Below are 11352 nucleotides of genomic sequence, written 5' to 3' on the forward strand. Positions count from 1 at the left end.
GGCGGCTCGTCCTGGCGTCGTCGGCGATGGCGCTGGCGGCGAGGCGGCCCTCCAGTTCGGCCAGCCGCCATCCGCCCACGCCCACGGGTTCGCCGGCCGCCCACACGCCGGGGACGCTCGTACGCAGGGTCGCGTCCACGGCCAGCACGGGGCTGCCGTCCACGTCGTGCCTGCTCGCGCAGCCGAGTTGCGTCCCCAGGTCGATCTGCGGGACGAACCCGTAACCGACGGCCAGGGCGTCGCAGCGCACGACGCGGGTGGCGAGAACGTTCCAGCCGGCGTCGAGGCGGGCCACGGTCACGGCCTCCAGTTCGGTGTCCCCGTGGGCGGCGACCACCGCATGACGGGTGCGGTACGGCACCCGGTGCCGGGCCAGCGCGGCCGCGTACCCCGCCGCCTCACCGGCCTTGCCCAGGGCGAGCAGCGGATGCCTGGCCAGCCCGAGCCCGCCGTTGGCCTCGTACACGCCGAGCACCCGCGCCCCCGCCCCGGCCAGCCCGGTGGCCACCGGCAGCAGGAACGGCCCGGTGCCGGAGACGACGACCCGCCGGCCCGCGAGGACGCCGCCGCCCTTGAGCAGCGCCTGCGCGCCGCCGGCGGTGAGCACCCCGGGCAGGTCCCAGCCGGGGAACGGCAACGGCCGGTCATGCGCGCCGGTGGCGATCAGCAACCGCCGCGCCCGCACCACCACAGCCCGCTCACCAGCGGCACCCGCTTCGGTGGCGCTTGCCGGGTGGGGCGGCGTGCTGGTCAGGCAGTGCACGGTCAGGGTGCCGTCCGGGTCGCGGGAGACGTTCCAGACCTGGTGCCGCGACAGCACGTCGGCGCGGGCGCTGAGGGCGTCGGCCTGCCGCAGGAACCGGGCCAGCCCGGCCCCCGGCTCGGGCCCCTCCTTGCGCACGGGCGCGTGCCGGAAGTACTGGCCGCCGAGCCGCGGCCCTGAGTCCACCAGCGCCACGCTCAGCCCGGCCAGCGCCGCCGTCAGCGCGCCCGCCACACCGGCGGGCCCACCACCGACCACCACGAGGTCGTACGTCACGCCGTCGTCACCTCGTCCCCAGGTGCGGCCTCCAGCAGGCACGCCCGCTCGGGCGCCCGCCCGTTGACCGAGATCAGGCAGTCGAAGCAGACCCCGATCCCGCAGAACAGCCCGCGCGGCCGCCCGCCGAACCGGGTGGCGCGCCACGACTTCACCCCGGCCGCGTGCAGCGCCGCCCCGATCGTCTGCCCGGGCACGACGGGAACGCTGCGCCCGTCGACGGTGATGTGGAAGCTCACACGCCCTCCCCTGCGACGACATGGCGGGCCACAGGCGCCTCGCCGGCAACGTGGCGGGTCACGAGTCCTCCTCGGTGAAACGGTCCGGGCGGAAGGGGGTCAGGTCCAGGTCGGGCGCTTCGCCGGTGAGCAGTTGGGCGAGCAGGTGCCCGGTGGCCGGGGCGAGTCCGATGCCGGCCCCTTCGTGGCCGCACGCGTGATACAGCCCGGGCACGCGCGGGTCGGCGCCGATGACGGGCAGGTGGTCGGGGCAGTACGGACGGAAGCCGCAGTACGACCTGATCGCCCGCACCTCCCGCAGCGCGGGGAAGAGCGCGACCGCCTGGGCGGCCAGCAGCGACAGCACGGGCACCGACGTCGTCCGGTCGAACCCGACCCGCTCCCTGCTGGCCCCGATGAGCACGGTCCCCGCTGGCGTGCCCTCCACGACGGCCGAGGTCTCCAGGCCGGCGGAGTCGCTGGCCACGTTGGTCACGTAGGCGGCTGTGTAGACCTTGTGCCGGATGAGCGGCTCACGCAGGGGCTCGGTGACGAGGATGAACCCGCGCCTGGGCAGGATCGGCAGGTGGGCGCCGGCCAGCGAGGCGATCTCGCCGCCCCAGGTGCCGGCCGCGTTGACGACGGCGTCCCCGAGGATGTCGCCGCCCGACGTCCGCACGCCCGTCACCCGCTCGCCGGAGCGGATGACGCCGGTGACCTCGACCCCGAGCCGCAGCCGCAGGGTCCCATGGTCCTCGGCGCCGCGCCGGAGCAGGGTGGCGGCGGCCAGCATGGGCTGCACCTGCGCGTCCTGCGGGTAGTGGACGCCGCCGGCCAGCCCCTCGGCCAGGTGCGGCTCGTAGTCGCGCAGCTCGGACGCCCCCACGAGCGAATACTCCACGCCCTGCCTGGCGGCCAGGCCGGTGAGCTGCCGCCGGACGTCCTCGGTCTCGGCGACGACCAGCCCGCCCTTCGGCTCGAACTCGAACCCGCCCGGCTCGGCCAGCTCGCGCCACAGCCGGTTCGACAGCACGGCCAGCTCCAGCTCGGGTCCCGGTTCCTTGTCGGACACCAGGATGTTGCCCTCGCCCGAGCCCGTCGTGCCGCCCGCCACGGGCCCGCGGTCGACCACGGTCACGTCGAGGCCCGCGCGCGCGGCGTAGTAGGCGCAGGCCGCGCCCACGACTCCGGCGCCGACGACGATCACGTCGGACATCCACCACCTCCTCTCAGTAATATGTCACATACCTTGAGGTCTTGAGAAGCCTGTTCCCGGTGGCGGGACCGCCGGGTCCGGCCCCTACCATCGATGACGTGAAGCTACCCACGGACAACCCCAAGCCCTTCGCGCGTCTCCTGCTGTCCTTCTGGGCACCCACGACTCGCTCGCTGCGCGGCTGGGCGCTGGCGTCCGTGGTGGTCAACGCGGGGATCACGGTGACCGGGGCGGGCGTGCGCGTCACCGAGTCCGGGCTCGGCTGCCCGACCTGGCCGAGGTGCACGCCCGACAGCTTCGTCCCGGTGGCGCACCCCGAGGTCTCGCCGCTCAACATGGCCGTGGAGTTCGGCAACCGGCTGCTGACGTTCCTGGTGCTGGCCGTCGGTGTCGCGTGCGTGCTGGCCGCGCTGCGGCTGGCGCCGCGCCGGGTCTCGCTGGTGCGCCTGGCCTGGCTGCAGCCGGCCGGCATCGTCGCCCAGGCGCTGTGGGGCGGGCTGGTCGTCAACACGATGCTCAACCCGTTCACCGTCGGCACCCACTACCTGATCTCCAGCGGCCTGATCGCCGTCTGCTGGCTGCTGTACGCGCGCGCGGGCGAGGGCGACGGCCCCGTGCGCCGGGTGACCCACCGCGACATCCGCAGGCTCGGCCACGTGCTGCTGGCCGCGACGTTCGCGCTGCTGGTGGCCGGGGTCGTGGTCAGCGGCACGGGGCCGCACTCGGGCGACGAGACGGCCTCGCGTTTCGACCTCGACATCGAGGCCATGGCCCGCTTCCACGCCGATCTGGCCTACCTGGTGGTGGGGCTGACGTTCGCGCTGCTGTTCGCCCTCCACGTGACCAACGCGCCGAGGCCCGCCAGGCGGGCGGCGCTGGCGCTGCTCGGCGTGGAGCTGCTCCAGGGCGTGATCGGCTACACGCAGTGGTTCCTGGCCGTGCCGGCCGCGCTGGTGCTCATGCACGTCCTGGGCTCGACGCTGGTCTGGATCGCCGCGCTCAGGGTGGTCACCTCGCTGCGGGTCCGCGACGGCGAGCCCGCCCCTGTCAGCCCCTCCCCCACCGGGGCGCCCGCCGCCGTCTGAGGGGTTGTGCCGAGTTTGCGGTGGTACGTCCGCCACTCCCCCACCCATCGGATGCCCGTTTTGCGCAGAAGGTCAGGTCGGCGCGCCGGGCGCGTAGCCGGGCGGAGGTGAGCCCCTGGCCACCGACCTGGTGTGCAGCGGCATGGGGAAGTCGGCCCGCGCCGTGCTCATGCACTCCAGCAGCGCCCGCTGCTCCTCGTGGAAGTCGTGCTCGTCGACCATGTGGCGGGCCGCCCGCTCGTGCAGCAGCCCCAGCTCGGTGGCGGCGAGCTGGTAGTCGCGCATCGCCCGCACGCCGCGCTTGCCGCCGTAGGCGCGGGCCCACTGCCGGGCCTGGCGGCGCCGGGAGAAGGCCGACAACATGTGGATGTCGGCCTGGGTGACGAGCCTGGTCGGCTCGTACGGCGGCAGATACCGCTGGATGAGGGCCACGATGCGCCGCCGGTCCCTGAAGATCACGCCGATGAGCACGACCAGGACGACCAGCAGCACCAGATAGGCCACGACGAGCCCGGGGAAGCCGCCGTAGGAGGCCAGGCCGTTCCACAGCCCGTGCAGGATCATCGCCCCCGACCAGCCGGCCAGCACGTAGGTCACCCGCTCGGGGCCGCTCCGCTGGGCCGCGTACGCCACGCCGACCCCGATCATCGAGCTGAACAGCGGATGCGCCAGCGGCGACAGGATGCCGCGCAGCACCACCGTGACGGCCAGCCCCTTGACGCCGGAGGTGGACAGCGCGCCGAGGTAGTAGCTGACGTTCTCGCTCATGGCGAAGCCGAGGCCGACCATGCTGGCGTAGATGACGCCGTCGGTCGGCCCGTCCAGCTCGGCCCGGCGGAACCTGAGCAGGCCCAGCAGCACCAGGCCCTTCATCGTCTCCTCCACCACGGGCGCGCCGAACGTGGCCGCGATGTTGCGCGCGCTGGCCTCCGACAGCTTGGCGGTGTCGATGATGTAGTGCAGGTTGAGCGAGTTGATCACGCCGGCGACCAGCACCGCGACGCCCGCGCCCCACGCGAAGGCGAAGATCAGGTTGCTGCGCGGCTCCGGCTCCATCCGGTCCAGCGCCAGCACCGCCGCGAGCAGCAGCGGCACCGGGGCCAGGGCCAGCGCGAGCGCGATGAAGAACTGCACCGGAGCGCCGTTGAAGACGTCGAAGGAGAACGAGACCAGAGCGCAGATGCCGGTGAGGACCAGCCCGATGATCAACGCGAACGACGGGCGGTCCTTCAACACCCAGCGTGGATCACGGGTCGCCATACGGTGACCTTAACGGATCAGAGTGCCGGGGTCCGTGCGGGTCCTCGCAGTGCCGATCAAGACCCCGAATCCCGTGGTCGACCTGGAGTGTCGTGTGCCCGATCGCGAACCTCCGGCGCAGCAGGTCCGCCAGCCGGGAGCGCACCCGGTGACAGTCGGAGCCCCTGGCCACGATCACGTGGGCCGACAGGGTCGGATAGCCACTCGTCACCGTCCAGACATGCAGGTCGTGGATCTCCTCCACGTCCGCCTCCGCGGCCAGCACGCGGCCTATCTCGTCGGGGTCGAGGTCGCTGGGCGCCGCCTGGAGCAGCACCCGGCCCGAGTCGCGCAGCAGCCCCCAGCCGGCCTTGAGCATGAGCGCGGCCACGACCAGGGCGGCGATCGTGTCGGCCTGGCGGAAGCCGGTCAGCCAGACCACGAGGCCGGACACGGCGGTGGCGATGAACGCGTACATGTCGTTGAGCACGTGCTGGAAGGCGCCCTCGACGTTGAGGCTGCGCCGGTTCGCCCTGGACAGCAGCCAGGCGGCCAGCGCGTTGACGGCGATGCCCGCCACGGCGGTGACGACCACGATCGGGCCGTCCACCGCGGGCGGCTCCAGCAGCCTGCGCACGCCCTCGTAGACGAAGTACGCCACCAGCAGCAGCAGCGTCACCCCGTTGATCTGCGCGGAGAGGATCTCGGCCCGCTTGTAGCCGAAGGTGTAGGCGCCCTTGGCCGGCCTGGCGGCGATGCGCATGGCGATCAGCGCCAGCGCGATGGCGCTGGCGTCGGTGAGCATGTGGGCGGCGTCGGAGATCAGCGCGATCGAGTTGGCGGCCACACCGGCGATCACCTCGACCGCCATGTAGCCGAGGATCAGCGCCAGCGCGCCGACGAGATAGCGCCGGTCGGCGTCCGCGCTCAGCGCGTGCCCGTGCCCATGACCGGGGCCGTGCCCGTGCTCGTGGTCGCCGCTCATCCGGTCTCCTTCAGATGCTCCCTGCTCAGGTCGAGGAGCATGCGGACGTGAGCGTCCGCCAACCGGTAGTAGATCATGCGCCCGGCCCTGCGGCTGGCCACGATGCCGGCCGTTCGCAGCAGGCGCAGCGCGTGGGAGACGGCGGTGTCGGTCACCTCGACCGCGTCGGCCAGGTCGCACACGCACAGCTCCCCCGCCTCCAGCAGCGCGTAGAGCAGCCGGGCCCGCGTGGGGTCGCCGAGCAGGCGGAACAGCTCGGCCAGCCGGGTGGCCTCGTCAGGCGTCACGAGCCGGTCGCGGGTGGCCGCGACCCTGGCCGCGTCCGGCTCCGGCACGACGCATCCGTCCAGCGCCGCCACAACACCTGAAGAGCTATTCATATGTGCATGATACGGAAGAGGGAAAGCCCGGCGCAACGGCCGGGCGGGGGGTGGGAGCAAGCCGTTCAGGCCAGCAGCGGATCGATCGCCACGGCCAGGAACAGCAGCGCCAGATAGGCGTTGGACCAGTGGAAGAAGCGCATCGGCCGCAGGTCGACGCCCGTCTTGCCGGCGTTGAGCCGGGCGAGCAGGCGGTGCACCTCCCACAGGCACATCGCGCCCAGCACGGCGGCCACGATCGCGTAGAACGGCGTGGTGCCCGCCACCGGCCACAGCGCCAGCGAGCACAGCACGGTGGCCCAGGTGTAGGCGATGGACTCCAGCACGACCCGCCGCTCGGTGGCCACCACCGGCAGCATCGGCACCTTGGCCGCCGCGTAGTCCTCCTTGTAGCGCATGGCCAGCGTCCAGGTGTGCGGCGGCGTCCAGAAGAACACCACCCCGAACAGCACCAGCGGCGCCCAGTCGAGCCGCTCGGTGATGCCGGCCCAGCCGATCATCACCGGCATGCAGCCCGCGATGCCGCCCCACACGATGTTCTGGGCCGTGCGCCGCTTGAGGATCATCGAGTAGACCAGCACGTAGAACAGGATCGCCGCGAGCGACAGCACCGCGGCCAGCCAGTTGGTGGTCAGCCACAGGCCCAGGGTGGACAGCACGCCCAGCACGACGCCGAAGATCAGCGCGCCGCGGGGCGAGACCTGGTGCCTGGCCAGCGGCCTGCGGCGGGTGCGGCGCATCTTCTGGTCGATGTCGCGGTCCACGTAGCAGTTGAGCGCGTTGGCGCTGCCCGCCGACAGGGTGCCGAACACCATGACCGCGATCGACGTCCACAGCGGCGGCAGGCCGCCCGCGGCGAGGAACATCACCGGCAGCGTCGTGATCAGCAGCAACTCGATGATCCGCGGCTTGGTGAGCGCGATATAGGCCTTGATGGTCATGCCTATCGAGCGCGGCGCCTCCACCTGCGGTGAGGGGGCCGTCGCGTGCCTGTTGGTCAGCACCGTCAAGGCGCTTCCAGCCTGTGCGGAGTCAACGCGTAACCTCTGATAAGAGCGGATCCATGGGCGGGCGCCGTGACGCCCCTGCGAACAACCAAACTGTAGTCGCAGGGTCGGCCGGTCCGGCCAATGGGGGGCTTGCGCCGTCCCGGCCAGACGAACCCGACGGAGTCCGGGCCTACATGGACACGCGCGGGTGGAATGGGAATCGATCGCCATCTCCACTCGGTTAGGGTCCCGTGTAGGCGCGGGCCGCACAACCTGCGGCGGGCCGCCGAAGGCGGTCGGCCGCGGGGCGGGACAGCCGACCGGCACCACCACGACAACTAGATTCCGGAGATCGAGCACTTGAGCACCGAACTCGTGCCAGCCCTTGAATGGACCGACCTGGACAAGCAGGCGGTAGACGTCGTTCGAGCCCTGGCGATGGACGCAGTGGAGAAGGCGGGCTCGGGTCACCCCGGCACCGCCATGAGCCTGGCCCCCGCCGCATACTTGCTGTTCCAGCGTGTCATGCGCCACGACCCGACCGATCCGAACTGGCTCGGGCGCGACCGTTTCGTCCTGTCGTGCGGTCATTCGAGCCTGACGCTCTACATCCAGCTCTACCTATCCGGCTACGGGCTGACGCTCGACGACCTGCGGCGGCTGCGCCAGTGGGACAGCCTGACCCCCGGCCACCCCGAGCACGGCCACACGGCCGGCGTGGAGACGACGACGGGCCCGCTGGGCCAGGGCCTGGGCAACGCGGTCGGCATGGCGATGGCCGCCCGCCGCGAGCGCGGCCTGTTCGACCCCGAGACCGCGCAGGGCGCCTCGCCGTTCGACCACCACATCTGGTGCTTCGTCAGCGACGGCGACATCGAGGAGGGCATCAGCCACGAGGCCAGCGCGCTCGCCGGCCACCAGAAGCTGGGCAACCTCATCGTCGTCTGGGACGACAACCACATCTCCATCGAGGACGACACGCAGATCGCCAAGTCCGAGGACGTGGTCGCGCGCTACCAGGCCTACGGCTGGCACACCGAGAGCGTCGACTGGACCGCGACCGGCGACTACGCCGAGGACGTCCCGGCCCTGTACGAAGCCCTCCAGAAGGCCAAGGCCGAGACCGACCGCCCGTCGTTCATCCGGCTGCGCACGATCATCGGCTGGCCCGCGCCCAACAAGCAGAACACCGGCAAGATCCACGGCTCCGCCCTGGGCGAGTCCGAGGTCGCCGCCACCAAGCAGGTGCTGGGCATGGACCCGGCCAAGACGTTCGACGTGCCGGCCGGGGTGCTCGACCACGCCCGCGGCATCGCCCAGCGCGGCCGCGCCGAGCACGCCGAGTGGGAGAAGTCCTACGCCGAGTGGCGCCTGGCCAACCCCGAGCGCGCCGCCGAGCTCGACCGCATCTCCCACCGGGAGCTGCCGGCCGGCTGGGCCACCGCGCTGCCGTCGTTCGAGGAGGGCTCCTCGGTGGCCACCCGCAAGGCCTCCGGCGAGGTGCTCAACGCGCTGGCGCCGGTGCTGCCCGAGCTGTGGGGCGGCTCGGCCGACCTCGCCGAGTCCAACAACACCACGATGAAGGGCGAGCCGTCCTTCATCCCCGAGGAGTTCCAGACCAAGGCGTTCCCCGGCAACCGCTACGGCCGCACGCTGCACTTCGGCATCCGCGAGCACGCCATGGGCGCCATTCTCAACGGCATCGCGCTGCACGGCGGCACCCGCCCCTACGGCGGCACGTTCCTGGTCTTCTCCGACTACATGCGTCCCTCGGTGCGCCTGGCCGCGCTGATGAAGCTGCCGGTCACGTACGTGTGGACGCACGACTCCATCGGCCTGGGCGAGGACGGCCCGACCCACCAGCCGATCGAGCACCTGTGGGCGCTGCGCGCGATCCCCGGTCTCGACGTGGTGCGCCCGGCCGACGCCAACGAGACCGCGTACGCGTGGAAGGCCGTGCTGGAGCACACCGACCGGCCCGCCGCGCTGGCGCTCACCCGGCAGAACCTGCCGGTCTACGAGGGCACGAGCGCCGACGGCGTGGCCCGCGGCGGCTACGTGCTGCGCGAGGCGTCCGACGGCCAGCCGAGGGTCATCCTCATCGCCACCGGCAGCGAGGTGGAGATCGCGGTCAACGGCCGCGAGATCCTGGAGGCGCAGGGCATCCCCACGCGAGTGGTCTCGATGCCGTGTGTGGAGTGGTTCAACGGGCAGGATTCCGCATACAGGCAGACGGTTCTGCCCTCGTCGATCCGGGCTCGCGTGGCGGTCGAGGCGGGCATCGCGCTCGGCTGGCACGCCTACGTCGGCGAGTGCGGCGAAGTGGTCGGTCTCGAACACTTCGGTGCCTCCGCCCCGTACAAGACTTTGTACGAGCAGTTCGGACTGACGGCGGAGCGCGTGGCGGCCGCGGCCAAGGCGAGCCTGGCCAAGCTGGGTCAGGACAAGGGCGAGACGACGGGAAACTGAGAAAGACATGAGCGAGAACCTCAACAAGCTGTCCGGCCAGGGCGTTGCCATCTGGCTCGACGACATCAGCCGCGAGCGCCTGCGCACGGGCAACCTCGACCAGCTGATCAAGGAGAAGAACGTCGTCGGGGTGACCTCCAACCCGACGATCTTCGCCAGCGCGCTGAGCAAGGGCGACGCCTACGACAGCCAGCTGCACGACCTGGCCGTACGCGGCGTCGACGTGGGCGAGGCCGTACGCGCCATCACCACCTACGACATCCGCTGGGCCGCCGACGTGCTGCGCCCGGTCTACGACGCCAGCGGCGGCGTGGACGGCCGCGTGTCGCTGGAGGTGGACCCGCGCCTGGCCCGCGAGAGCGAGAAGACGATCGCCGAGGCCCGCGCGCTGTGGTGGCTGGTCGACCGGCCCAACCTGCTGATCAAGATCCCGGCCACGGTGGAGGGGCTGCCCGCGATCACGCAGGCGATCTCCGAGGGCATCAGCGTCAACGTCACGCTGATCTTCTCCCTTGAGCGCTACCGCGCGGTCATGGACGCCTGGCTGACGGGCCTGGAGGCGGCCCAGGCCAAGGGTCTCGACCTGGGCTCGATCGAGTCGGTGGCCTCGTTCTTCGTCAGCCGCGTCGACACCGAGATCGACAAGCGGCTCGACCAGCTCGGCAAGCCGGAGCTCAAGGGCAAGGCGGGCGTGGCCAACGCGCGCCTGGCGTACGCGGCGTTCGAGGACGTCGTCAACTCCGAGCGCTGGCAGCGCCTGCGCGCCGCCGGCGCGCGCCCGCAGCGGCCGCTGTGGGCCTCGACCGGGGTCAAGAACCCCGAATACTCCGACACCCTCTACGTCGACCAGCTCGTCGCGCCCGGCACCGTCAACACGATGCCGGAGAAGACGCTCGACGCCACGGCCGACCACGCCAACATCACCGGCGACACCGTGCGTCCCTTCTACGAGCAGGCCTGGAACACCATGGCCGCGCTCAAGGACGCCGGCGTCGACTACGACGACGTGGTGAAGGTCCTGGAGGACGAGGGCGTGGAGAAGTTCGAGGCGTCCTGGAACGAGCTGCTCGAGAGCGTCACCAAGAACCTGGTTCCGTGATGGAGGTCTCTTACCGCGAGGAGGGGGTGGCCTCGGCCGCCTCCTCCGTCGCGGGGCGCCTCGTCGCGGGCGGCGTGCCCGCGCGGCTCGCCGCCGGCGACCCCACGCTGTGGGGTGAGGACGCCGAGGCGGAGGCGGCGGTCAGGCTCGGCTGGCTGACCCTGCCCCGCTCCTCCCGCGAGCTGCTGCCCGTCCTGGGCGAGCTCGCGGGCCGGGCCCGCGCCGCGGGCCTGACGAACGTGGTCCTGGCCGGGATGGGCGGCTCCTCGCTGGCGGCGCAGGTCATCTGTGACACCGCCGACGTGCCGCTCACGGTGCTCGACACGAGCGATCCCGGGCAGGTCCGCCGGGCCCTGGCCGAGGGGCTGGAGTCCACGGTCCTGGTGGTGGCGAGCAAGAGCGGCTCGACCGTGGAGACCGACTGCCTGCTGCGGATCTACGAGCGGCTCTTCACCGAGGCGGGCCTCGCGCCCGCGGGGCGCGTCGTGGTCGTCACCGACCCGGGCTCGCCGCTGGAGCGGCGGGCCGTGGAGTCCGGCTACGACCTGGTGCTCGGCCCTCCCGGCGTGGGCGGCCGTTATTCGGCGCTGTCGGCGTTCGGGCTGGTGCCCGCCGCGCTGGCGGGCCTCGGCC

The 11352-nt window shown here is 72.1% G+C and carries 10 protein-coding genes and 1 pseudogene; 4 read left to right on the forward strand and 7 right to left on the reverse strand.

The window, feature by feature from the left end; all coding sequences use genetic code 11:
* From ABFX54_RS37200 to ABFX54_RS37210, 3 genes are all read right to left on the reverse strand, one after another.
* Positions 1 to 1039: NAD(P)/FAD-dependent oxidoreductase (locus ABFX54_RS37200; protein WP_346111431.1), on the reverse strand; the 1039-nt coding region annotated here is incomplete at its 3' end.
* Positions 1036 to 1278 (reverse strand): (2Fe-2S)-binding protein, encoded by a 243-nt coding sequence (locus tag ABFX54_RS37205; RefSeq protein WP_346111433.1) that lies wholly within the window; start codon positions 1276 to 1278, stop codon positions 1036 to 1038. The genes ABFX54_RS37205 and ABFX54_RS37200, both read right to left, overlap by 4 nt.
* A gap of 58 nt (positions 1279 to 1336) precedes the next feature.
* Positions 1337 to 2473 carry an NAD(P)/FAD-dependent oxidoreductase gene (locus ABFX54_RS37210; protein WP_346111434.1) on the reverse strand — a complete coding sequence of 379 codons (1137 nt, stop codon included), beginning with the start codon at positions 2471 to 2473 and terminating at the stop codon, positions 1337 to 1339.
* A 98-nt stretch (positions 2474 to 2571) separates the two neighbouring features.
* Between ABFX54_RS37210 and ABFX54_RS37215 the strand changes: the two genes are divergently transcribed.
* Positions 2572 to 3558: a COX15/CtaA family protein gene (locus ABFX54_RS37215; RefSeq protein WP_346111435.1), complete on the forward strand. Its 987-nt coding sequence runs from the start codon at positions 2572 to 2574 to the stop codon at positions 3556 to 3558.
* A gap of 72 nt (positions 3559 to 3630) precedes the next feature.
* Here ABFX54_RS37215 and ABFX54_RS37220 read toward each other — a convergent pair whose 3' ends face one another.
* The 4 genes from ABFX54_RS37220 to ABFX54_RS37235 form a co-directional block, all read right to left on the reverse strand.
* The gene (locus ABFX54_RS37220; protein ID WP_346111436.1) at positions 3631 to 4818 is read right to left on the reverse strand and encodes a PrsW family intramembrane metalloprotease; all 1188 of its coding nucleotides are present in this window, start codon (positions 4816 to 4818) and stop codon (positions 3631 to 3633) included.
* Positions 4805 to 5782, reverse strand: a complete 978-nt coding sequence (locus tag ABFX54_RS37225; protein ID WP_346111437.1) for a cation diffusion facilitator family transporter — start codon at positions 5780 to 5782, stop codon at positions 4805 to 4807. The genes ABFX54_RS37220 and ABFX54_RS37225 overlap by 14 nt, the downstream gene beginning before the upstream one ends.
* Entirely contained in the window at positions 5779 to 6162 is a 384-nt protein-coding gene (locus tag ABFX54_RS37230; RefSeq protein ID WP_106251496.1) for an ArsR/SmtB family transcription factor, read from the reverse strand. Before ABFX54_RS37230 ends, ABFX54_RS37225 begins: the two co-directional genes overlap by 4 nt.
* A gap of 65 nt (positions 6163 to 6227) precedes the next feature.
* On the reverse strand, positions 6228 to 7172 hold the full coding sequence (locus ABFX54_RS37235; protein WP_346111438.1) for a heme o synthase: 945 nt from the start codon (positions 7170 to 7172) through the stop codon (positions 6228 to 6230).
* Between the two features lie 417 nt (positions 7173 to 7589).
* On the opposite strand from ABFX54_RS37235, the gene tkt reads away from it, so the two are divergent.
* From tkt to ABFX54_RS37250, 3 genes and pseudogenes are all read left to right on the forward strand, one after another.
* A complete protein-coding gene (gene tkt / locus ABFX54_RS37240) occupies positions 7590 to 9620 on the forward strand; it encodes a transketolase (protein ID WP_428834615.1) in 2031 nt (676 codons plus the stop codon).
* Positions 9621 to 9627: 7 nt separating this feature from the next.
* On the forward strand, positions 9628 to 10719 hold the full coding sequence (gene tal, locus ABFX54_RS37245) for a transaldolase (protein WP_346111441.1): 1092 nt from the start codon (positions 9628 to 9630) through the stop codon (positions 10717 to 10719).
* A pseudogene (locus ABFX54_RS37250) lies at positions 10719 to 11352 on the forward strand (glucose-6-phosphate isomerase); the annotation flags it as partial. The gene tal and the pseudogene ABFX54_RS37250, both read left to right, overlap by 1 nt.

It is taken from the genome of Nonomuraea maheshkhaliensis (assembly GCF_039529435.1).
Lineage (GTDB): Bacteria > Actinomycetota > Actinomycetes > Streptosporangiales > Streptosporangiaceae > Nonomuraea > Nonomuraea maheshkhaliensis.